The sequence below is a fragment of the Klebsiella sp. K5-45 genome, from assembly GCF_030128605.1.
In the GTDB taxonomy this organism is placed as follows: Bacteria; Pseudomonadota; Gammaproteobacteria; order Enterobacterales; family Enterobacteriaceae; genus Klebsiella; species Klebsiella quasipneumoniae.
In genome coordinates this window covers 136,532-157,934 of record NZ_JAKUZW010000010.1, presented here as the reverse complement: position 1 = coordinate 157,934, position 21,403 = coordinate 136,532, and the positions used below count along the sequence as shown (strand labels likewise).

General features: G+C 60.5%; 19 protein-coding genes and 1 riboswitch. Of the genes, 6 read left to right on the top strand and 13 right to left on the bottom strand.

The annotated features are described in order from the left end of the window. Window positions 1-11 precede the first annotated feature (11 nt). Window positions 12-1,160 carry an iron-containing alcohol dehydrogenase gene (locus tag MKS11_RS21135; protein ID WP_064187411.1) on the bottom strand — a complete coding sequence of 383 codons (1,149 nt, stop codon included), beginning with the start codon at window positions 1,158-1,160 and terminating at the stop codon, window positions 12-14. Window positions 1,161-1,286: 126 nt separating this feature from the next. Here MKS11_RS21135 and MKS11_RS21130 point away from each other — a divergent pair, with 126 nt between their 5' ends. Beyond that, the gene (locus tag MKS11_RS21130) at window positions 1,287-1,910 is read left to right on the top strand and encodes a glutathione S-transferase family protein (RefSeq protein WP_048295868.1); all 624 of its coding nucleotides are present in this window, start codon (window positions 1,287-1,289) and stop codon (window positions 1,908-1,910) included. A 53-nt stretch (window positions 1,911-1,963) separates the two neighbouring features. Here MKS11_RS21130 and gorA read toward each other — a convergent pair whose 3' ends face one another. Together gorA and MKS11_RS21120 are read right to left on the bottom strand one after the other, a co-directional pair. Continuing rightward, the gene (gene gorA, locus MKS11_RS21125; RefSeq protein ID WP_057212748.1) at window positions 1,964-3,316 is read right to left on the bottom strand and encodes a glutathione-disulfide reductase; all 1,353 of its coding nucleotides are present in this window, start codon (window positions 3,314-3,316) and stop codon (window positions 1,964-1,966) included. Between the two features lie 72 nt (window positions 3,317-3,388). Continuing rightward, the gene (locus tag MKS11_RS21120) at window positions 3,389-4,231 is read right to left on the bottom strand and encodes a 23S rRNA (adenine(2030)-N(6))-methyltransferase RlmJ (RefSeq protein WP_004204945.1); all 843 of its coding nucleotides are present in this window, start codon (window positions 4,229-4,231) and stop codon (window positions 3,389-3,391) included. A gap of 193 nt (window positions 4,232-4,424) precedes the next feature. Between MKS11_RS21120 and MKS11_RS21115 the strand changes: the two genes are divergently transcribed. The 3 genes from MKS11_RS21115 (at window position 4,425) to rsmJ (ending at window position 8,681) form a co-directional block, all read left to right on the top strand. Then, window positions 4,425-5,696 (top strand): phosphatase PAP2 family protein, encoded by a 1,272-nt coding sequence (locus MKS11_RS21115; protein WP_087771800.1) that lies wholly within the window; start codon window positions 4,425-4,427, stop codon window positions 5,694-5,696. 182 nt (window positions 5,697-5,878) lie between these two features. After that, window positions 5,879-7,921 (top strand): oligopeptidase A, encoded by a 2,043-nt coding sequence (gene prlC, locus MKS11_RS21110; protein WP_023291276.1) that lies wholly within the window; start codon window positions 5,879-5,881, stop codon window positions 7,919-7,921. Window positions 7,922-7,928: 7 nt separating this feature from the next. Then, window positions 7,929-8,681, top strand: coding sequence for a 16S rRNA (guanine(1516)-N(2))-methyltransferase RsmJ (gene rsmJ, locus MKS11_RS21105; RefSeq protein ID WP_087771802.1), 753 nt, complete (start codon window positions 7,929-7,931; stop codon window positions 8,679-8,681). A 145-nt stretch (window positions 8,682-8,826) separates the two neighbouring features. Here rsmJ and dtpB read toward each other — a convergent pair whose 3' ends face one another. Together dtpB and uspA are read right to left on the bottom strand one after the other, a co-directional pair. Beyond that, a complete protein-coding gene (gene dtpB / locus MKS11_RS21100; protein ID WP_004204941.1) occupies window positions 8,827-10,299 on the bottom strand; it encodes a dipeptide/tripeptide permease DtpB in 1,473 nt (490 codons plus the stop codon). Window positions 10,300-10,554: 255 nt separating this feature from the next. Further along, window positions 10,555-10,992 carry a universal stress protein UspA gene (gene uspA / locus MKS11_RS21095; protein ID WP_004145166.1) on the bottom strand — a complete coding sequence of 146 codons (438 nt, stop codon included), beginning with the start codon at window positions 10,990-10,992 and terminating at the stop codon, window positions 10,555-10,557. 382 nt (window positions 10,993-11,374) lie between these two features. On the opposite strand from uspA, the gene uspB reads away from it, so the two are divergent. Next, window positions 11,375-11,710: a universal stress protein UspB gene (gene uspB / locus MKS11_RS21090; RefSeq protein ID WP_002921203.1), complete on the top strand. Its 336-nt coding sequence runs from the start codon at window positions 11,375-11,377 to the stop codon at window positions 11,708-11,710. A 58-nt stretch (window positions 11,711-11,768) separates the two neighbouring features. Here the strand turns inward: uspB and pitA are convergent, their stop codons facing one another. After that, window positions 11,769-13,265, bottom strand: coding sequence for an inorganic phosphate transporter PitA (gene pitA, locus MKS11_RS21085; RefSeq protein WP_004204940.1), 1,497 nt, complete (start codon window positions 13,263-13,265; stop codon window positions 11,769-11,771). Window positions 13,266-13,494: 229 nt separating this feature from the next. On the opposite strand from pitA, the gene MKS11_RS21080 reads away from it, so the two are divergent. Then, complete coding sequence (locus tag MKS11_RS21080) at window positions 13,495-14,688, top strand: NAD(P)/FAD-dependent oxidoreductase (RefSeq protein WP_004204939.1); 1,194 nt, start codon at window positions 13,495-13,497, stop codon at window positions 14,686-14,688. A 39-nt stretch (window positions 14,689-14,727) separates the two neighbouring features. On the opposite strand, the gene MKS11_RS21075 is transcribed toward MKS11_RS21080, so the two are convergent. From MKS11_RS21075 to nikA, 7 genes are all read right to left on the bottom strand, one after another. Then, window positions 14,728-15,741: a magnesium transporter gene (locus MKS11_RS21075; protein WP_087771803.1), complete on the bottom strand. Its 1,014-nt coding sequence runs from the start codon at window positions 15,739-15,741 to the stop codon at window positions 14,728-14,730. A 56-nt stretch (window positions 15,742-15,797) separates the two neighbouring features. Then, window positions 15,798-15,979: riboswitch (M-box (ykoK) riboswitch) on the bottom strand. 98 nt (window positions 15,980-16,077) lie between these two features. Then, window positions 16,078-16,476 carry a nickel-responsive transcriptional regulator NikR gene (gene nikR / locus MKS11_RS21070; protein WP_004202063.1) on the bottom strand — a complete coding sequence of 133 codons (399 nt, stop codon included), beginning with the start codon at window positions 16,474-16,476 and terminating at the stop codon, window positions 16,078-16,080. After that, on the bottom strand, window positions 16,464-17,255 hold the full coding sequence (gene nikE / locus MKS11_RS21065) for a nickel import ATP-binding protein NikE (protein ID WP_087771804.1): 792 nt from the start codon (window positions 17,253-17,255) through the stop codon (window positions 16,464-16,466). The genes nikR and nikE overlap by 13 nt, the downstream gene beginning before the upstream one ends. Then, entirely contained in the window at window positions 17,252-18,016 is a 765-nt protein-coding gene (nikD, locus tag MKS11_RS21060; protein ID WP_032456701.1) for a nickel import ATP-binding protein NikD, read from the bottom strand. Before nikD ends, nikE begins: the two co-directional genes overlap by 4 nt. Next, window positions 18,016-18,849 (bottom strand): nickel ABC transporter permease subunit NikC, encoded by an 834-nt coding sequence (gene nikC / locus MKS11_RS21055; RefSeq protein WP_004202068.1) that lies wholly within the window; start codon window positions 18,847-18,849, stop codon window positions 18,016-18,018. The genes nikD and nikC overlap by 1 nt, the downstream gene beginning before the upstream one ends. Then, complete coding sequence (gene nikB / locus MKS11_RS21050) at window positions 18,846-19,790, bottom strand: nickel ABC transporter permease subunit NikB (RefSeq protein ID WP_004202070.1); 945 nt, start codon at window positions 19,788-19,790, stop codon at window positions 18,846-18,848. Before nikB ends, nikC begins: the two co-directional genes overlap by 4 nt. Beyond that, window positions 19,790-21,358: a nickel ABC transporter substrate-binding protein gene (gene nikA, locus MKS11_RS21045; RefSeq protein WP_032456700.1), complete on the bottom strand. Its 1,569-nt coding sequence runs from the start codon at window positions 21,356-21,358 to the stop codon at window positions 19,790-19,792. Before nikA ends, nikB begins: the two co-directional genes overlap by 1 nt. Window positions 21,359-21,403: the final 45 nt, after the last annotated feature.

The window sequence follows — 21,403 nt, the reverse complement described above, 5'->3', positions numbered from 1 at the left end:
TCCCGGGGCGCTCACTCCCACGCCGCCTCCAGCATCTCCAGCAGCTGTTCGCTGCTCAGGCTGACCGGATTGGCCTTCATCGATGAGGAGGTGCTGGCGGCCAGCGCCGCCGGCTCCAGCGCGTCGCGCGCCACGCCGAGGTCGCGCAGGGTGCCGAGACCGGCGCGAAGGCTCCATTCCCGCAGACTGTCCCAGACCCGATCCGCCGGAACCTCCAGCCCGTCGGCCAGCCAGCGGCGAACGTCGTTGAAGCGCTGGCGCAGGGCGGGGTCGTTTATCTGCGACTCATTCAGCGCCAGCCCAAACGGCAGCAGGCTGCCGCACAGGGCACCATGCGAGGCGCGGCTCAGGCCGCCCAGCGGGCCGGCGAGGCCATGGATCACCCCCAGCCCGGCGTTCGCCAGCGCCAGTCCGCCGCACAGGCTGACCCAGGCCATCTCGTCGCGGCTGGCCGGGCACTCTTTTTCCATCAGAACCTTCAGCGCGCGGATACCCCGCGGGATCGCCTGTTGACAGAGGGCGTCGGTGAAAGGGGTGGCCCGGCTGCAGAGCCAGGGCTCTATCACCTGGGTCAGGGCGTCAAGGCCGGAACTCAGGGTGATACTCCGCGGCGCGTTGTCGGTTAGCGCCGGGTCGACAATCGCCAGATCAGGCAGCATTCGGTCGTCGCGCAGGCTCACCTTCCGCTGCTGTTCCGGAACGTTGATCACCGCATTTTTGGTAACCTCCGCGCCCGTCCCGGCGGTGGTGGGGATCGCCACGAACGGCAGGGGACTGGCTTCCAGCTGACGGCCCGTTCCCACCACCTCCAGATAGTCGATCACCGGGCCGGTGGCGGGCGCCAGCGCCGCAATCGCCTTACCGGCGTCAATCACCGCGCCGCCGCCGAGGCTGACCACCGCCCTGATCCCTTTCTCGCGCGCCAGCTGGACGCCCTGCTCAATATCGCTAAGCCAGGGTTCGCGACTTATCGCCAGCGTCGTGACCGCAAGCTGCAGCGCCTCCAGCTGCTGGCGGAGAAACGCCGCCCGCTGCGGGCTGGCACCATGCACCAGCAGAATGGGACCACCCTGCTGCGCCAGCCAGGGGGCGGCGATCTGGGCCTGACCGCGGCCAAAACGAATATTGGCGGGCATCAAAACGGTAAAAGGGGTCAACATGTCGGGTTCCTTTTCGGCAAACAGGCTGGAATCAACTATACACATTATCCAGCGCTCTGCCTTGTTGCTGGCTGGCAATAGAGTAGAGTGAATGAACTGTCTTTTATGGCTGAGGAATCGCTGACGATGCTAACAATTCTGGGCAAACGCTCTTCAATCAATGTACGGAAAGTGCTGTGGACCTGCGAGGAGATCGGGCTGGCGTACCAGCAGGAGGATTACGGCAGCGGGTTTAAGCCCCTGGACACCCCTGAATTTCAGCGCCTGAATCCTAACAGCCTGGTGCCGGTGCTGCTGGACGATGACTTTGTGCTCTGGGAGTCGAACAGCATCTGCCGCTATCTGGCGCGGAAAGCGGAGCGCTGGGATCTGCTGCCCGCTGAGCCGCAGCCCGCCGCCGAGGTAGAGCACTGGATGGACTGGCAGGCGACCGAGTTCAATACTGCCTGGCGCCATGCCTTTATGGGGTTGGTGCGTAAAGATCCTCGCTTTCAGGATCCGGCGGCGATTAAAGAGAGCATTGCCACCTGGACCCACTGTGTGCGCATTGTCGAGGCGCAGTTGCAGCGTACCGGGGCGTGGATAGCCGGCGAGCGCTTCACCCTGGCCGATATCGTGCTGGGGCTGTCGGTGCATCGCTGGAAGATGACGCCCTTTGCGCATCCGGAAATGCCGGCCGTGGAGCGCTGGTATATGGCGCTCAATCAGCGCCCGGCGTTTATGCGCCATGGCAATAACGGCGTGGCCTGAGCATAAAAAAAGAAGCCCCTCAGGGCTTCTTTTTATCATCCGGCGCTCGCGTGTTAGCGCATGGTGACGAACTCTTCTGCCGCCGTCGGGTGAATAGCGACGGTATTGTCGAAGTCTTTTTTGGTAGCGCCCATCTTCAACGCCACCGCAAAGCCCTGCAGCATCTCATCCATTCCGAAGCCGATGCCGTGGATGCCGACAATCTTCTCTTCCGGGCCAACGCACACCAGCTTCATGCGGCACGGCTGGCGGTGCGAGGTGACGGCGGTGTACATCGCGGTGAAGGAGGATTTGTAGACCTTCACCGCGTCGTCGCCATACTGCTCGCGCGCCTGCGGCTCGGTTAAGCCGACGGTGCCGATAGGCGGGTGGCTGAAGACCACGGTCGGAATATTGTTGTAGTCCAGATGCTCTTCTGGCTTGTTGTTAAACAAGCGTTCGGAGAGGCGACGGCCTGCGGCCACGGCCACCGGGGTCAGTTCGACGGCGCCAGTGTTATCGCCCACGGCGTAGATGCCCGGCACGCTGGTGTTCTGGAACTTATCGACGACGATGTAGCCTTTATCGTCGGTTTTCACGCCGGTAGCCTCCAGGTTGAAGTTATCGGTCGCCGGTTCGCGGCCAATCGCCCAGATCAGGCAGTCAACGGTCTGGCTGCGGCCATCTTCCAGCTCAAGGGTCAGGCTGCCGTCGGCATGCTTCACCACCGCTTTCGGGATGGCGTTGGTATGCAGCTGCGGACCTTCGGCGTTCATCACTTCAACCAGCGTGTCGACGATCAGCGGATCGAAGCTGCGCAGCGGCGCGTGCTTACGCACGAACAGGTGGGTTTCAGCGCCGAGGCCGTTAATCACCCCCGCCAGTTCAACGGCGATGTAGCCCGCGCCGACCACCGCCACGCGTTTCGGCAGCGCCGGCAGTTCGAAGAAACCGTCGGAATCAATACCGTATTCCACGCCCGGAATGTTCGGGTGGCTCGGACGGCCGCCGGTGGCGATCAGGATATGATCGGCGGTAATGGTCTCGCCGTTCACTTCCACGGTGTGGGCATCGACAAAGCGCGCAAACCCTTTGATCACGTCGACGTTATTCTTACCCAGCACGTTGTCGTAGGAGGTATGAATGCGGTCGATATAGGCGCTGCGGCTGGCGACCAGCTTCTCCCAGTCGAAATGGTTGATGGTGGTATCGAAACCGTAGTCCGGGCCGTAAAGATGAATGGCTTCGCGGATCTGCGCCGCATGCCACATCACTTTTTTCGGCACGCAGCCGACGTTGACGCAGGTGCCGCCCAGCGCTTTGGCTTCAATCAGCGCGCACTTCTGGCCGTACATGGCCGCACGGTTAATCGAGGCGATACCGCCGCTACCGCCGCCGATGGCGAGGTAATCATAATGTTTGCTCATGCCCATATGTCCTTAATCGTTGATTGCCGCGATTGTAGCGCGAGGCGTAAAAGGTTCCACCGATGGTTGCGATTACTCCGGCACGATCCAGCTGACGGTCGTGTGACCGGTACCGGCCGGCACCAGCTTGCTGTGTAGCCACGGCAGCACATTGTTCATCTGCTGCTCCAGCTTCCACGGCGGGTTGATGACGATCATCCCGGAGGCGGTCATGCCGCGCTGGTCGCTGTCCGGACGTACCGCCAGCTCGATTTGCAGAATTTTGCGGATACCTGTGGCTTCTAAGTCTTTGATCATGCGTTTTATTTGCGCGCGCAGCACCACCGGATACCACAGCGCGTAGGTGCCGGTGGCGAAGCGTTTATAGCCTTCGTTAATCCCGGTCACCACCGCCTGATAGTCGGTTTTAATTTCGTACGGCGGGTCGATCAGAATCAGACCGCGGCGCGAGACCGGCGGCAGCTTAGCTTTCAGCTGCTGGTAGCCATCGGCTTTATCGACGCGCGCGCGGCTGTCTTTCTGGAACTCGGCGCGCAGCAGCGGGAAGTCGCTCGGGTGCAGCTCGGTCATCTGCAGGCTGTCCTGCTCGCGGAGCAGTTGGCGGGCGATCAGCGGGGAGCCCGGGTAGTAGCGCAGCTGGCCGTTACGGTTGAAGTGTTCGACCACCGAAATATAGGGCTCAAGCTCTGCCGGCAGGTCGTCCTGCTGCCAGATTCGGGCGATGCCTTCAAGATACTCGCCGGTACGCTCGGCGTGCTCGCCGCTCAGCTGATAGCGGCCCGCGCCGGCGTGGGTGTCCAGGTAGAGAAACGGTTTTTCTTTCTCTTTCAGCGCTTCGATGATCAGGCTCTGAACGGTGTGTTTGAGGACGTCGGCGTGGTTGCCTGCGTGAAAGCTGTGGCGATAACTGAGCATGGATGCAGAGATTCCGGGAAATAAACAAGTTAACCGATAGTTTACCGCAGATCGGCCGAGATTACCGCTGCGCCGCCGCGCTGTTTCATTTCTGCCAAAAGCGTTGCAAAACATAACGCTGTCATAAAAGCGTCAAACGGCCGCGCTAGCGTCGGATACAGGCAAGGTAATTGTTTGAATAAAAGGAAAAATAATGAAAAATCAACTCTCGCTGCTGGCCGTGGCGCTGCTGCTGGCGCAACCGGTTCTGGCTAAAGACATCCCGCTGAACAGGGCGGCGGCCCTCGCCAATAGCGTGACGCCGGCTGCCTCCAGCCAGGCGTATGACGATCTTGAGCAACAGGCGCTGGCGCAGCTGCGCCACGCTCTGCAGGGGGATGCCGCCGCGCTGACACGCGATCGGCTGGCGCACGCGAAACAAAACAAAACCCAGGCCGATACCGCCTGGCTGAAGGCCAGCGGCTATGACTTCCAGACCCGGGCTAATCAGCAGGCGGGCATTGCGCTGCTGTCGGCGTTCAGCAGCCTGCCGGAGACCGTCGTGCAGCAGAATCTGCCGACGGTGACCGCCATTAACCGCGACGCCGTACAGACCACCCGCCGTCAGGCGCTGGCCGATGCGGAAGGAATTAGCTACCTCTACTTCCTCAGCGACGCGCTGGGGCCGCGGCTGGGCAACGCGTTTCTGACCGCCTATGACCAGGGCGCGCTGGGGAAAGCGGCGGCGCTGATCAAAGCCTCGGAGGTCAGCACCGGCGAGGCGAAAAAGCACTACAACAATCCGCGGCCGTTTCTGGTGCAGGGCAACACCATTCACCTGGTGCCGGACGACGTGGTGGTGAAGGATAACCAGCCCTATACCGCCGACGGCGGCTCGTTCCCCAGCGGTCACACCAACACTGGCTATACTGATGCGCTGCTGCTGGCGGCGATGATCCCGGAGCGCTACGACGCGCTGGTGGCGCGTGGCGCACGCTATGGCTATTCGCGCATCGTGCTGGGTGTCCACTATCCCCTGGATGTGATCGGCTCGCGGATGGTGGCCGAGCGCAACGTGGCCCATTATCTTAACGATCCGCGCTACCGGGTATTATTTAACGAAGCCCGCGATCAGCTGCGCGCCGCGCTGGCGAAAGCCTGCGGCACATCGCTTGCCGAGTGCGCGAAGAGCAGCGTGAAAGACGATCCCTGGCGCGATCCGGCGATGCGTGATTTCACTCGTTTCACCATGACCTACGACCTGCCGCGGCAGACGGGGCCGCAGCCGCGCCTGCAGGTGCCGAAGGGGGCGGAAGTGCTGCTGGAGGCTGCCCTGCCGCAGCTGTCTGCGGCCCAGCGTCGGGCGCTGATGGTCAATACCGCGCTGCCGGCGGGCTACCCGCTGTCCGGCGCCACCCCCGAGCAGCAGTTCTGGCAGCGGGTAAATCTGTCGGCGGCCTGGGAAATGGCGCAAAAAGGGCATTAATGCGGTTTCCGGCACGCTGCACCGCGTGCCGCGTTTTTCCGGCAACGGGCGGACTTATCGCAGCAATACCCAGGCTGACGCACCGCCCGTCATTGAAATTCCCCCAACTATCCCCCATTCTAGATCTCATGCATAAGCGCCGGACGCGCGCTTCACTCACCCTTTTCAACAGGACAGCGCATATGACCAATCCATTACTGACGCCTTTTTCCCTGCCGCCTTTTTCTGCGATCAAACCAGAGCACGTGGTCCCCGCGGTCACCAAAGCGCTGGAGGATTGCCGGGCCGCAGTGGAAAGCGCGGTGGCGCACGGCGCGCCGTATAGCTGGGAAAATCTTTGCCAGCCGCTGGCGGAAGTGGACGATGTGCTGGGACGCATCTTCTCGCCTGTCAGCCATCTCAATTCGGTAAAAAACAGCCCGGAACTGCGCGAGGCCTACGAACAGACGCTGCCGCTGCTCTCCGAGTACAGCACCTGGGTCGGCCAGCATGAAGGCCTGTATAAAGCCTACCGCGACCTGCGCGATGGCGATAACTACGCCACGCTGAATACCGCGCAGAAAAAAGCGGTTGATAACGCGCTGCGCGATTTCGAATTATCCGGTATTGGCCTGCCGCCGGAGGCACAGAAACGCTACGGTGAAATCGCCGCGCGCCTCTCTGAGCTGGGCAACCAGTACAGCAACAACGTTCTTGACGCCACCATGGGCTGGAACAAGCTGGTGACCGACGTCGCCGATCTGGCCGGTATGCCGGAAAGCGCGCTGGCCGCCGCTCAGGCGCAGGCCCAGGCCAAAGAGCAGGAAGGGTATCTGCTGACTCTGGATATCCCGAGCTACCTGCCAGTGATGACCTACTGCGACAATCAGGCGCTGCGCGAAGAGATGTACCGCGCCTATTCCACCCGCGCCTCCGATCAGGGGCCGAACGCCGGGAAATGGGATAACAGCCCGGTGATGGCGGAGATCCTCGCTCTGCGCCACGAGCTGGCGCAGCTGCTGGGCTTTGACAGCTACGCCTTTAAATCCCTCGCCACCAAAATGGCGGAGGATCCGCAGCAGGTGCTCGACTTCCTCACCGACCTGGCAAAACGCGCCCGTCCGCAGGGCGAAAAAGAGCTGGCCCAGCTGCGCGCTTTCGCTAAAGCCGAGTTCGGCGTCGAAGAGCTGCAGCCGTGGGACATCGCTTACTACAGCGAAAAACAGAAACAGCATCTCTACAGCATCAGCGATGAGCAGCTGCGCCCCTATTTCCCGGAAAACAAAGCCGTTAACGGTCTGTTCGAAGTGGTGAAGCGCATTTACGGTATTACCGCCAAAGAGCGTACCGATGTCGATGTGTGGCATCCGGAAGTGCGCTTCTTCGAGCTGTATGACGAACACAACGAGCTGCGCGGCAGCTTCTATCTCGACCTGTATGCCCGCGAGCACAAGCGCGGCGGGGCGTGGATGGACGACTGCGTCGGCCAGATGCGTAAGCTGGATGGCTCCCTGCAGAAGCCGGTCGCCTACCTGACCTGTAACTTCAACCGTCCGGTCAACGGCAAACCGGCGCTGTTCACCCACGACGAAGTGATCACCCTGTTCCACGAGTTCGGCCACGGTCTGCATCATATGCTGACCCGCATCGATACCGCCGGGGTTTCCGGCATCAGCGGGGTGCCGTGGGACGCGGTCGAGCTGCCGAGCCAGTTTATGGAAAACTGGTGCTGGGAGCCGGAAGCGCTGGCCTTTATCTCCGGTCATTATGAAACCGGTGAACCGCTGCCGCAGGCGCTGCTGGAGAAAATGCTGGCGGCGAAAAACTACCAGGCGGCGATGTTTATTCTGCGCCAGCTGGAGTTCGGCCTGTTCGATTTCCGCCTGCACGCGGAGTACAAGCCGGAGCAGGGGGCGAAAATCCTTGAGACCCTGGCGGAGATTAAAAAGCAGGTCGCCGTGGTGCCGGGCCCAACCTGGGGCCGCTTCCCGCACGCCTTCAGCCATATCTTCGCCGGCGGTTACGCGGCGGGTTACTACAGCTATCTGTGGGCCGACGTGCTGGCGGCAGACGCCTTCTCACGCTTCGAAGAAGAGGGGATTTTCAACCGCGAAACCGGTCAGTCGTTCCTCGACAATATCCTGAGCCGCGGCGGTTCCGAAGAGCCGATGGTGCTGTTCAAACGCTTCCGCGGGCGCGAGCCGCAGCTGGACGCGATGCTTGAGCATTACGGGATCAAAGGCTGATTGCTACGTGAAGATCTGCTTAATTGATGAAACGGGCGCCGGAGACGGCGCCTTATCTGTTTTAGCCGCCCGCTGGGGGCTGGAGCAGGATGACGATAACCTGATGGCGCTGGTGTTGACCGCTGAGCATCTGGAGCTGCGTAAGCGCGATGAGCCTAAGCTTGGCGGTATCTTCGTCGATTTCGTCGGCGGGGCGATGGCCCACCGGCGCAAGTTTGGCGGCGGCCGCGGTGAAGCGGTAGCCAAAGCGGTGGGGATTAAAGGCGATTATCTGCCGGATGTGGTTGACGCCACCGCCGGCCTGGGGCGCGATGCCTTCGTGCTGGCGTCGGTCGGCTGCCGCGTGCGGATGCTGGAGCGTAATCCGGTGGTCGCCGCGCTGCTCGACGATGGTCTGGCCCGCGGCTATGCCGATGCGGAAATCGGCGGCTGGCTGCAGGAGCGGCTGCAGATGATCCACGCCTCCAGCCTGACGGCGCTGACCGATATCACCCCGCGTCCGCAGGTGGTCTACCTCGACCCGATGTTCCCGCATAAGCAGAAAAGCGCGCTGGTGAAGAAAGAGATGCGCGTTTTTCAGTCGCTGGTGGGGCCTGATTTAGACGCCGATGGCCTGCTGGCCCCGGCGCGCCAGCTGGCGACCAAACGGGTGGTGGTAAAGCGCCCGGATTACGCGCCGCCGCTGGCGGAAGTCGCCACGCCGAACGCGGTGGTGACCAAAGGGCATCGGTTTGATATCTACGCCGGCACACCGGAGTAATATTACGCCGTGGTGGTATCTCCCGGATAGCGGCGCAACGCGCCTTATCCGGGCTACCGCATTGTAGCCCGGCTCAGCGTAGCGCAAGCCGGGAACCGTAATATTTGAACAAACGGCGCCAGTGCGGATCGGCCATCTTAAACGGTTACTCGGCGCTGGCCGGGGTATTAATCATCCGGTTCAGCCAAGGCACCATCAGCGCCATCACCACCGTGACCCCCAGGGTCACCAGGCCAATTTTACTGAACACGCTGGTGTAAACCGGCAGCGTCTGCAGCGGGTCGGTGATATTTTCCGGCACCGCGGTGAAGGTCGCCACATAGCCGCCGAGCAGGAACGCGGCGGCCTGGGTCAGGAACCACATCCCCAGAATAAAGCCCATCAGATGCTGCGGCACCAGCGCGGCGACCATCGCCAGCCCCAGGGCGCTGATCAGCAGCTCGCCCAGGCTCTGGAACAGATAAACCAGCACAATAAACCACGGCGAGGTTAATCCCTGGGCGTCGGCGAACCACATCCCGGCGGCCGCGGCGGTCAGGAAGCCCAGCGCGCAGAGGAACATCCCGAGGGTAAATTTCACCGGCATGGTCAGGTCTTTACCCTTATGACCGAGATGGGTGTAAATCGCCGCCAGCACCGGGCTGGCCACCACCACCCAGAAGGGGTTCAGCGCCTGGAAGCTGACCGGGTTGATGGTAAAACCCAGGATCTGATGATGGACGTTGTTGATGGCGAAGAAGTTCAGCGAGGTCGGCATCTGGGCGTAGAGAATGTAAAACAGCACCGCCTCGATCATCAGGATAAAGGCGACGAACATTTTGTTGCGCCCGGTTTTATCAAGGCGAAACGCCTCGCGGAAAAAGAACGCAATGACCACGACCGACAGGACAATCAGCACCAGGTTAGCGATCATCACGTTATGCATCAGCCAGGCGCAGAGAAAAATCATTACCACCGTACCGGCCAGCACCAGCGCCAGATTGCGCAGGCTGAGGGGGCGGTGATCGGGCTCGGAGCCAATATCTTTTACCATCCCGCGGCAGGCGAAGTAGACCAGCAGCGCGATAATCAGCCCCGCGCCGCACAGGTTATAGGTCACCGCGTAGCCAAACTTTTCCGCGATCACCGGCGCCAGCGACAGCGACAGCAGCGAACCGATGTTTATCGACATATAAAACAGGGTGAACGCCCCGTCGAGACGGGCATCCTTCGGCGGATAGCATTTTGACAGCAGGCTCGCCGGGTTGGCTTTAAACAAACCGTTGCCGACGGCGATGGTGCCGAGGGCGATAAAGATCAGCTGCGGTTTCAGCAGCGACATCCCGGTCATAAAGTAGCCGATAGCCAGCACAACCGCGCCGAGCACCAGGGTACGTTTGGTCCCCAGCAGATGGTCGCCCACGTAGCCGCCGATCGAGATCAGCCCGTAAACCAGCGCCGCGAAGGCGCCGAAGGTGATAAAGGCCTGTTCCTGAGAGAAGCCCAACTGTTTAACAAAGAAGACCGCCAGGATCCCCTGAACGCCGTAATAGCCAAAACGTTCCCAGAGCTCCACAAAGAAGATCATGAAGAACGGACGAGGTTGCTGCAGCAAGCCCGTAGGTGCAGTTGTATTCATATTCCTTCGCCTTGTATTACTTTCCCAAAAAGTATGAACGCGTATGCCAGAACGCGCCGAAAATGTCTGATAACTCGCCATGCTGCGGTTATTGGCTTAATGAGTAGATTATTATATAGATGTTTTAGTGAATAACTGGCTGATCACACTAATTGAATAGCTTTTTTATGGAGTTAATCTCTGTTGTCTGGCGGGGCAGAAGCGAAAATAAAAACGCCCGCAGCGGCGGGCGTCTGGCATGACACAACGGGAGGGTTATTCGTCTTCTTCGTCGCGCAGCGGGACGATCAGCATGTCGACATGGACGGTGTTGATCAGCTGACGGGCAGAGGACATCAGCTTGCTCCAGAAGTCCTGATGATGGCCGCAGACCACCAGGTCCATATCGTATTTTTTAATCGCATCGACCAGCACCTGACCGAGGTCGCCGCTGCCGCTCAGGGTCTCGGTGATCGGGTAGCCGGCGTTGGTTGAGAGCTCGGTCAGCGCGTGATGGGTCTCTTCGGAGATGCGTTTTTGCATATCGCCGAGGTTCACGTCAATCAGCCCGGTGTAGAGGTCGGAGTAATTTACATCCACGTGGATCAGGGAGACTTTCGCGTTATAAGGGCGGGCCATAGAAACGGCTTTTTCAACCAGTACTTTACTCTCCGGGGACAGGTCTACTGCAATCAGAATATGTTTGTAAGCCATAGTGTTACTCCTTCCATAAGTTTGTCGATGACCATTGGACCTGACAGCTGGCGCTGCCGTTTCGCCCGCGTCCTGCGTGCTACATTCGCGGGAGGGTAGCCTTTAAGGACTTCATTGTAGAAGATATTTCTTACCTTATAGCGCCCCCCGCACTCCGTCAATGCACTGGGTTCACCTAAAAGCTAAACAAATTTATCCGTCTTACGTATTGATAACGAATAACCTTGTGGTAAAAAAATTAATGGATCTCCTACACTATTTAATGAGCCGGTCGGAAAAATAAATGTGATCGGAATCGCACTCTTTACGGTATTGTCGTCGGTTATTTGGGGAGCGGTAGCCGCGGAGGATTTCTCCGTGGGCGGGTCGCCGGGGAGGAGGTATGATCAGCACTATTGCGCTGTTTTGGGCCCTGTGTGTCGTTTGTGTGGTGAATATGGCACGCTACTTCTCATCGTTGCGTGCATTATTGGTTGTGCTACGTGGTTGCGATCCCTTGCTCTATCAGTACGTCGATGGCGGCGGCTTTTTTACCTCGCACGGGCAGCCCAGCAAACAGATGCGGCTGGTCTGGTATATCTATGCCCAGCGCTACCGTGACCATCATGACGATGAATTTATTCGTCGCTGCGAACGTGTTCGTCGCCAGTTTATTCTGACCAGCGCCCTGTGCGGCCTGGTGGTGGTGAGCCTGATTGCGCTGATGATCTGGCACTAACGATATTTTCAGAATAAAAAACGGGCCAGCAAGCTGGCCCGTTTTGAACGAATAACGCTTAAATCAGCTTCAGGGAGAGCCAGTAAAGGACGCCTGAAAGGATAATCGCTGCCGGCAGGGTCAGTACCCAGGCCATCAGAATGCTGGTTACCGTCTTTTTCTGCAGACCACCGCCATCCACCAGCATCGTCCCCGCTACCGAGGAGGAGAGCACGTGGGTGGTGGAAACTGGCATCCCGGTGTAGCTCGCCAGACCGATTGAGACCGCTGCGGTCATCTGCGCCGACATCCCCTGGGCGTAGGTCATGCCCTTCTTACCGATCTTCTCACCGATGGTGGTCGCCACGCGGCGCCAGCCGATCATGGTACCAATACCCAGCGCCAGCGCGACCGCCATGATAATCCAGATTGGCGCGTACTCGATGGTGCTCAGCATATCGGTTTTCAGTTTCTTCAGCAGACGCTGGTCGTCAGCGCTCACGTCCGGCAGTTTCGCCACTTTGTCGGTAGTGTCTGAGATGCAGAGCATGATGCGACGCAGCTGGCCGCGCTGTTCCGGTTTTAGCGACTCGTAGTTCTCAACGCCGGTCAGCATGGTCTTCACGCGGTCAAGGGCGTTGATGGTGTTCGCCGGATGGCAATGAAACTCGCCGTTGGCCGCGGTATTGGTGTCCGGAGAGGGAACCAGCTGGTCAACGCCGGTGGCTTTCTTCAGCAGGTCAGGGCGCTGCTGGAAGAAAGTTTCCACATTGTTGACCGCATCGCGGGTACGGGTGATTTCGTAACCGGAGGCGTTCATATTCACCACGAAGCCCGCCGGGGCGACGCCGATCAGGACCAGCATCACCAGACCAATGCCTTTCTGTCCATCGTTAGCGCCGTGAGAGAACGACACGCCGATAGCGGACAGGATCAGGGCGATACGGGTCCAGAACGGCGGCTTTTTCTTGCCGTCTTTCTTTTCACGCTCCGCCGGAGTCAGGTGGATACGCGCCCGTTTTTTGGTGCCGCTCCAGTAGCGGCGCAGCAGGAAAATCAGGCCGCCCGCAATCACCAGACCAACGATAGGCGAGATGATAAGCGAACCAAAAATGCCGATGACTTTCGGGATATTCAACGCATCAACCACGGAGGTGCCTGTCATCAGCGCATTGGTTAAACCAATACCGATGATGGCGCCAATCAGGGTATGAGAACTGGATGCCGGAAGACCGAAGTACCAGGTCCCGAGGTTCCAGATGATCGCCGCCAGCAGCATAGAGAACACCATGGCGAGGCCATGCGCGGAACCCATGTTAAGCAGCAGATCGGTCGGCAGCATATGCACGATGGCATAGGCTACGCTGAGACCGCCCAGCAGAACGCCGAAGAAGTTGAAGAGCGCCGCCATCGCCACAGCGAGCTGTGAGCGCATAGCGCGAGTGTAGATAACCGTAGCCACCGCGTTTGCGGTATCATGGAAACCGTTAATCGCTTCGTAAAACAGTACAAAAGCTAAAGCAAGCAATAATAATAGTCCGGTATGTAAATCCAGACCGGCAAATAAATGTAGCATAGGACGTTACGCCATTTTGAGGACATGAACGCGGCGCATTATCAGTGACTTTAGCGGCGCGGGCAAAGTGAAATATAGACTTTTTTTGATTTTCTTCCTGTTTAGGTTTTACCCTGTTGGGAGTAATCCTATATCTTTCAATGATGTATCTAATGCGGGATTTTTCCCGCTGGTGTGACCAGAGTGAAATATTTACAAAACCCGACAATTGGGGAACGAGGAATGCGGTGTGGAAAGGTTTGATGCCATTGTCGTTGGCGCCGGAGCGGCGGGAATGTTTTGCGCAGCGCAGGCGGGGCAGCTCGGCTGTCGCGTCCTGCTGCTCGACAACGGCAAAAAGCCGGGGCGAAAAATTCTGATGTCCGGCGGCGGCCGCTGCAACTTTACCAATATGTATGTCGAGCCGGCGGCCTATTTGAGCCAAAACCCGCATTTTTGCAAATCAGCCCTGGCGCGCTACACCCAGTGGGACTTTATCGAGCTGGTCGGCAAATATGGCATCGCCTGGCATGAGAAAACCCTCGGTCAGCTGTTTTGCGATGATTCGGCGGAACAGATCGTCACTCTGTTGCTGGCGGAATGCGAAAAGGGCGGCGTGCAGATCCGCCTGCGCAGCGAAATTCTCAGCGTGGAGCGCGACGAGCAAGGCTATCGGCTTCAGGTGAACGGCGAAACGCTGGCGACCAAAAAGCTGGTGATCGCCTCCGGCGGCTTGTCGATGCCGGGCCTCGGCGCCTCGCCGTTTGGCTATAAAATCGCCGAACAGTTTGGCCTGAAGGTGCTGCCGACCCGTGCGGGTCTGGTGCCGTTTACCCTGCACAAGCCGCTGCTTGAGCAGCTCCAGGTTCTCTCCGGCGTCTCGGTGCCGTCGACCATCACCGCCGAGAACGGCACCCTGTTCCGCGAAAATCTGCTGTTCACCCATCGCGGCCTTTCCGGACCGGCGGTGCTGCAAATTTCCAGCTACTGGCAGCCCGGTGAGTTCGTCACCGTGAATCTGCTGCCGGACTGCAATCTTGAGGAATTCCTTAACGAGCAGCGCGGCGCGCATCCCAACCAGAGCCTGAAAAACACCCTCGCGATGCAGTTGCCGAAGCGGCTGGTGGAGTGTCTGCAGCAGCTGGGGCAAATTCCTGATGTCACGCTGAAGCAGCTGAACGTTCGCGATCAGCAAGCGCTGGTGGAGACGCTGACCGCCTGGCGCGTGCAGCCGAACGGTACCGAAGGCTACCGGACGGCGGAAGTGACCCTCGGCGGCGTGGACACCAATGAGCTCTCGTCGCGTACCATGGAGGCGCGTAAGGCGCCGGGCCTCTACTTTATCGGCGAAGTGATGGACGTCACCGGCTGGCTCGGCGGCTATAACTTCCAGTGGGCGTGGTCAAGCGCCTGGGCCTGCGCGCAGGCGCTGGTGGAAGGGTAATCTAAGCGTCCGGGCGCCCTGGCGCCCGGACGTATATGATCAGTTCAACCCAAGAAAATACTGAGCGATTTTGAAATAGATAATTAGCCCGGTGCCATCAATCAGCGTGGCGATAAAGGGCGCGGAAACTACCGCCGGGTCAATGCCGATCCGCTTAAGCACCATCGGAATGACCGAGGAGACAATCGCGCTCCACAGGGTAATGCACACCAGCGTCAGGCTGACGATGAGCGTGATTTCCATGCCAATCCCCATCATCCAGGCGCGCAGGCAGCCCGCCAGGCCCAGGGTCAGGGCAATCAGAAACGAAGTCGATACCTCTTTGCGGATCACCCGCCCCATATCGCGCAGTCGCACTTCCCCCAGCGCCATCGAGCGCACCAGCGTCGAGGTGATCTGCGTTCCGCTGTTGCCGCCGGTGCCGATGAGCAGCGGAATAAAGAAGGCCAGCGCGATGGCCGATTCCAGGGCTTCTTCGAAATGCTGCAGCACGCTGCTGGTGTAGGCTTCGGCCACGAACAGCAGCAGCAGCCACACCGAGCGTTTCTTCCACAGCGTCCAGGGGCTGATGTCCAGATACGGTTTTTCCAGCGGCAGCGTCGCCCCCTGCAGCTGAGCGTCCTCGGTGACGTCATCCTCCAGCAGATGGGCGATCTCCTTTTCCATCAGGCAGCCGACCAGCTCGCCTTTATCGACGACGGGAACCAGCTCGAGGCCGCGATCGTTGAGCTCGGCAATGACCTGCGGGCGTTCATCGTCAGGTTTGACGCGGAACAGGCAGCTGTCCATCAGGTAGCGGATAGACTGCCCGACATCCCCTTCCTGCAGTAGCTTTTTGACCGACAGGCTGCCGCGCAGCTTTTTACCGGCGACAACAAACACCTGGCCGGGAATATCATCGCTGGTGAGCTGCGAGATAAAGTGCTCCCGCGCCTCATGGACGCTGAGATGTTCCTGCAGCGTAATAAAGTCGGTACGCATGTACTGGGCGATGGCATCGCCGTTGAAGCCAGAGGTCGCCTGATGGGCGGCGCAGAGTTGAATGGAAGACATGATTAAAATCCCTATAAAAAATCACTCATAGGGGCGAACAAGACAGGGTTAGCGCAGGCAGATCCCTACGTCCTGGTTTTAGCACTGCATAACGTATCTGAACGGTCATGACCGCCAGAAGTTACCTTGGCAACACCTTGATTCGATGGAAGCCTGTATTTCCCTGAGTGGTCTCTCTCGATACCAACAGGGCGGTAACTTGTATTTATGCAGGAGCCTCGCCATAACGAGATCGTTAAATGAAGCGCCATTATTGGCGAAGCGGGATAATTCACAAAGCGTATAATTTATGTGGTTTATCAACTGTTGATAAACCACCCAAGAATTTTCAAATCGTTAATCATCCGCTAAACACTGCAAATGCCCATGGCGCACGCCGCGCTGGGCAATCACGTCGTCGGCAAAATGCTGTATCTCGACCATGTCTCCCTTCAGCACCGCAATCTCCAGGCAGTCGTCATGACTGATATGCACATGCAGCGTGGCGACGGAGAGATCGTGATGATGATGCTGGGTGGCCACCAGCCGGCTCGCCAGTTCGCGTTTTTCATGCTCGTACACATATGACAGGACGGCATAACCGCGTCGCGGCTCCGACGGTGCGGGATCCTGGTTGAGGGCGTCTCGCAGAATATCGCGTACCGCCTCCGAACGATTGTGGTAGCCGCGGCGGGCGCTGAGCGCATCGAGAGCGGCCAGCAGGTCATCATCAAGAGTCAGGGTTACGCGCTGCATGGCATGGCCTCGTTAAGCAGAGTGGCAGGAAAAGGTGGCAGCACCGCCTGCTGGAGCGCCTGTCCGGCAGGGGAGCGCAGGCGCAGCGGTAGACTGACCGCTGCGGTTTCGACGATGCGTCCGTGCTCCATCACCAGCACCCGCTGGCAAAAGCGCTCCACCAGCCGCAGGTCGTGAGTGATGAACAGGCAGGCGGTGCCAAACTGGGCCTGCAGACGCTTCAGCAGGGCGATAATCTCCGCCTGCAGCAGCAGATCGAGATTCGAGACCGCTTCATCCAGAATCAACAGCTGCGGCCGTACCGCGAGGGCGCGAGCCAGGCAGACGCGCTGCAGCTGTCCGCCGCTGAGCTGCGCCGGGCGTTTATCGAGCAGCATCGTGGAAAGGTCGACAGCCTGCAGCATCTCTTCCACCTGGCGCGCGCGTTCCTCGCGCGACAAGCGCAACAGATGGCGCAGCGGCTCGCTGACGATCTCGCGCACCGTTTTGCGCGGATTCACCGCGCTGAAGGCGTCCTGAAACACCAGCTGAATATCGCGGCGGAAGGCGCCGACGGCCTCGCCCTTCAGGGCGGTCAGCGGTGTGCCGCGCCAGACAATATCGCCGTGCTGCGGCGTTTCCAGGCCCACCAGCATCCGCGCCAGGGTGCTCTTGCCGCAGCCGCTGCGCCCGAGCAGGGCCACCGTTTCGCCAGAGGCGATGGCGAGTTGGATCTCGTGCAGGACCCTGCCGTGGTGCGGGTAATCGTGGCTCACCCCGGTGACGCTGAGTAAATTCATGCTGTTTTCTCCAGTCCGTACAGCGCCAGATGCGCCGCCAACAGGCGTTGGCTCAGCGGGTGCTGTGGGGCGCTGAACAGCGTATTTACATCGCACTGTTCAACGAGGCGACCGTTCTCCATGACCGCTACGTAATCCGCCAGCCGCGCCACAACGCCCATGTCATGGGTCACCAGCAGCAGCCCCAGACCGCGGCTGGCGACAATATCCGCCAGCAGATTGAGGATCCGCGCCTGGGCGATGGCATCGAGGTCGGTGGTCGGTTCGTCGGCGATGATAAAGGGCGCGCGGCTGAGCAGGGCGAGGGCGACCATCATCCGTTGCAGCATGCCGCCGCTCATCTCAAAGGGGTAGCGTTTCAGCAGCGCCCGCGGATTATCCAGACCCACCTCTTCCATTGCCGCCAGCAGGGCGGCGTCACTTGCTTCGCGGCCCGCCGCCCGGCAGGTTTCCCGGGCGTGGGCGGCCATGGTATGCAGCGGATTAAAGGCGCTGCGTGGGTTCTGCATGATAGTGGCGATAGTCGCGCCGCGCAGCTGTTCGCCGTGCACCGGCATGCCGTCAAGCAACACCCGGCCGGCGGTCTGGTTGACGCCGGGCGGCAGCAGGCCCAGCGCGGCGGCGCAGGTGAGCGATTTCCCGCTGCCGCTGCTGCCGAGCAGCGCCAGCACCTTGCCGCGGCGCAGGGTAAGCGAGACGTCGCTGACCAGCGGGCGGTCGGCGGCAAGGGCGATCTGTTGCAATTGGATCTTTTGCGGCATCAGTGGCTATGCTCCGCGATCAGGTGAGGATCGAGGCGATCGCGCAGCGCGTCGCCCAGCAGGTTAAAGGCCATCACGCTGATGAACAGCGCCAGCCCCGGCCAGACCATCTGCAGCGGCTGGGTCCAGATATACTGCCGGGCGTCGTTGATCATCACCCCCCATTCCGCCGTCGGCGCGCTGACGCCGAGGCCAAGGAACGACATGCCGGCCACGTGAAGCATCATATGACCGATATCCAGCGAGGCGAGCACCAGCAGCGAAGGGATCACCGCCCCTGCCAGATGGTCGCTGAACAGCCGCCACTGGCTGGCGCCGCTCAGGCGGGCGGCGAGGATAAATTCGCGCTGGCGCAGGGAGACCACCAGATTACGCACCATTCTGGCGTACCAGGCCCAGTGCGACAGCGCAATGGCGAGGATCACGTTGGTCAGCCCGGTTCCCAACACCCCCACCATAAAGAACGACAGGATCGAGGTCGGAAAGGTCATAAACAGTTCGGCGAGGCGCATCAGGCCGCGGTCGGCGCGGCCGCCCAGCAGCCCGGCGCTGCCGCCAACCGCCAGACCGATCAGCAGCACCAGCAGCAGGCAGGCCATTACCGCCCCCAGCGAGACGCGGGTGGCGGCCAGCAGGCGCGAGAAAATATCCCGTCCAAGATGATCGGTTCCCAGCCAGTGCGCTCCCCCTGGCGGCAGCAGCCGCTGCTGCAGGTTAATCGCCGCCGGATCCCAGGGTAGCCACCAGCCGCTGCCGAGGGCGATGACCGCCAGCAGCGCGATAACCAGCAGGGCCAGTTTCACCGGCCAGCGGAAGTTTCGCAGCCATCTCATACGCTCACCTCCTCATGGCGGCGCAGGCGCGGGTCGAGCGCCGCGTTAAGCACATCCACCGCCAGGTTAGCCAGTACGAACACCGTGACCATCATCAGGGTAAAGCACTGAATCACTGGATAATCGCGATTGAAGATCGCGGAAACCGCGTAGCGGCCAACCCCCGGCCAGGCAAAGATATTTTCGATAATCATCGTGCCGCCGATCAGCTCACCAATGTGCATGCCCATGGCGGTCACCACCGGCAGGGTGGCGTTGCGCAGGATATGCCGCCGCTCCACCTGGCGCGTGCTCAACCCGCGCAGCCGCGCCCATACCACGTGACGCTGGCCGGAGACCTCCAGCATGCTGGCGCGCAGCAGCCGGGCGTTAATCGCCAGCGACATAAAGGCGATGGAGACGGCGGGCAATATCAGGTGCTGCCAGTCGCCGTATCCCATCGCCGGGAGCCACTGCAGATGCACGGAAAAGAGCATCACCAGCAGAAAGGCTAGCCAGAAGTTCGGCATCGACACGCCGAGGAAGGCAATCAGCCGTACAGCAAAATCCGGCAGGCGATCGCGATGGCGCGCCGCCCAGATCCCCAGCGGCAGCGAGGTGACGAGGATCAGCGCCAGCGCCGCGCCGGTGAGCAGCAGGGTGGCCGGCAGGAAGTGCAGCAGGTCGTCCAGCACCGGCCGCCGGGTGGCATAGGAGAGGCCGAAGTCCAGGTGCAGCGCCCGCCACAGCCAGTGCAGATACTGCATCGCCAGCGGCTGGTTGAGCCCCAGCAGTTCGCGGGTCGAGGCGACCATCTCTTCCGTGGGCGGCAAGTTCGACAGGCGCAGATAATCCAGCGCCGGGTCGCCGGTGCCGAGCCGCAGCAGCAGAAAGATGATGGCGGAGGCGGCGAGCAACAGCGGGATCAGCAGCAGCAGGCGGCGTAAAATATAGCGTAGCATTATGGTGTTACCGGTTTAATCTGGTCGAACGGGATCTCGGTGGTCACCGGCGCGAACGGGATCTCGCCGACCTCCTGGCGCGCAACCGACATCAGCGAGACATAGCTGATGGGTAGGTACACCGCGTCCTGATGCAGACGGGTCAGCACATCGTGGTACAGCCGTTTCCGCTGCGCCTCGTCGCTGGTGGTCAGCACCTCGCTAATCTCTTTATCAATCAGCGCTTTGTCGGGCAGGCCGCGCTGGGCCTGATAATCGGCATGCGAGGGCACGCGCATCGAGCTTAAAAAGGCATGCGGATCGTAGGGGGCGCCCCAGGTGCGATTGAAGATCATGCCGAACCGGCCTTCGCGCTGGCGCGCATAGATGCTGCTCTCCTCCTCGCCCACCAGGGTGACGCGGACGCCGACCTCCCGCAGATTGGCCTGAATAATTTCGGCCATCGATTTAGCCAGCGCGTCGGTGCCGATAAACGCCAGCTCAATCGCCAGCGCTTGCCCGGCTTTTTGTCGCCAGGGCTGGCCTTCCGGCTGCTGCCAGCCGGCCTGCGCCAGCAGGGCGCGGGCTTTTGCCGGATCGTAACGGCGCGGCGTCAGATCCTGCGGGGCGTAGGGGACCGAGGGCGCAAACAGGGTGTCGGCAACCTGCTGGGTGCCGTAGAGCACGCTATCGACGAGGGTCTGCTTGTCGACGGCGTAGTTGAGCGCCTCGCGAACCGCCTGCTCGCGGGTCGGGCCCTGGCTGGCGTTCAGCGCCAGCATCACCGTCTCCGTCGGGGCGGAGAGTCGAGCCACGTAGCCGGGGTGATGACGAAAGCGTTCGAAGGTATCCAGCGGTAGCAGCCCTTCGTCGCCGTAGAGCATGTCAATTTCCCCGGTTTCGAACGCCACCGCGCGGCTGGTGGCGTCAGGGATCACTTTGATGGTGATTTGCTGCAGCGCGGGTTTATTACCCCAGTACTGTTCGTTGCGTACCAGCACGTCGCGCTGATTGAGCTGCGAGCTCGCCAGTCGCCACGGCCCGGTGCCGATCGGGGCTTTGATGCCGTTGGCGGTGCCGCCATCGATAAACTGCGAGGGGGCGATAAAGCGGAACGGGCGGGGCAGGGCCAGCTCTTGTAGCAAGGGGGCGTAGGCGCTTTTCAGGGTGATCTGCAGCTCGCTGGCGCTGAGCGCCCGCACGTCGGTTATCTGATTGGCGAGCTCAAGCCAGGCGTGGCGTTGACGGTTGGCGAGCACCGCCTGGAAATTCGCCGCTGCGGCCTGGGCGTTAAAGGGTTCGCCGTTGGAGAAGGTCACATCCTCGCGCAGGGTGAACCACCAGGTTTTACCATCGTCGGAGTGACGCCAGCGGGTCGCCAGCCAGGGCTGCACGCTGCCGTCAGCCTGATACTTCACCAGCGGCTCATAGACCATGCTTTGGGCAAACATCTGGTTGGGGGTATAAAGATGCGGATTCAGCGGGCCGACGTTCACCGGCCAGGCGGTGGTGAGCGAGTGCTGCGCGGCCTGAGCCAGCAGAGGGACGCAGGCGATCAGCGCCAGCAGAGTGAGGCGGAAAATAGACAAGACGGCAATCTCAACGACAGGAAAGTATGACGATTTTAGTGATTC

Excerpts from the sequence above, each read along its gene's own strand:
- nikC (WP_004202068.1), bottom strand. The coding sequence starts at position 18,849 with ATGAGATGGCTGCGAAACTTCCGCTGGCCGGTGAAACTGGCCCTGCTG.
- pitA (WP_004204940.1), bottom strand. The coding sequence starts at position 13,265 with ATGCTACATTTATTTGCCGGTCTGGATTTACATACCGGACTATTATTA.
- uspA (WP_004145166.1), bottom strand. The coding sequence starts at position 10,992 with ATGGCTTACAAACATATTCTGATTGCAGTAGACCTGTCCCCGGAGAGT.
- MKS11_RS21115 (WP_087771800.1), top strand. The coding sequence starts at position 4,425 with ATGAAAAATCAACTCTCGCTGCTGGCCGTGGCGCTGCTGCTGGCGCAA.
- MKS11_RS21120 (WP_004204945.1), bottom strand. The coding sequence starts at position 4,231 with ATGCTCAGTTATCGCCACAGCTTTCACGCAGGCAACCACGCCGACGTC.
- MKS11_RS21135 (WP_064187411.1), bottom strand. The coding sequence starts at position 1,160 with ATGTTGACCCCTTTTACCGTTTTGATGCCCGCCAATATTCGTTTTGGC.
- nikD (WP_032456701.1), bottom strand. The coding sequence starts at position 18,016 with ATGCCGCAAAAGATCCAATTGCAACAGATCGCCCTTGCCGCCGACCGC.
- MKS11_RS21075 (WP_087771803.1), bottom strand. The coding sequence starts at position 15,741 with ATGTCTTCCATTCAACTCTGCGCCGCCCATCAGGCGACCTCTGGCTTC.
- uspB (WP_002921203.1), top strand. The coding sequence starts at position 11,375 with ATGATCAGCACTATTGCGCTGTTTTGGGCCCTGTGTGTCGTTTGTGTG.
- MKS11_RS21130 (WP_048295868.1), top strand. The coding sequence starts at position 1,287 with ATGCTAACAATTCTGGGCAAACGCTCTTCAATCAATGTACGGAAAGTG.
- nikE (WP_087771804.1), bottom strand. The coding sequence starts at position 17,255 with ATGAATTTACTCAGCGTCACCGGGGTGAGCCACGATTACCCGCACCAC.
- nikB (WP_004202070.1), bottom strand. The coding sequence starts at position 19,790 with ATGCTACGCTATATTTTACGCCGCCTGCTGCTGCTGATCCCGCTGTTG.
- gorA (WP_057212748.1), bottom strand. The coding sequence starts at position 3,316 with ATGAGCAAACATTATGATTACCTCGCCATCGGCGGCGGTAGCGGCGGT.
- dtpB (WP_004204941.1), bottom strand. The coding sequence starts at position 10,299 with ATGAATACAACTGCACCTACGGGCTTGCTGCAGCAACCTCGTCCGTTC.
- prlC (WP_023291276.1), top strand. The coding sequence starts at position 5,879 with ATGACCAATCCATTACTGACGCCTTTTTCCCTGCCGCCTTTTTCTGCG.
- nikR (WP_004202063.1), bottom strand. The coding sequence starts at position 16,476 with ATGCAGCGCGTAACCCTGACTCTTGATGATGACCTGCTGGCCGCTCTC.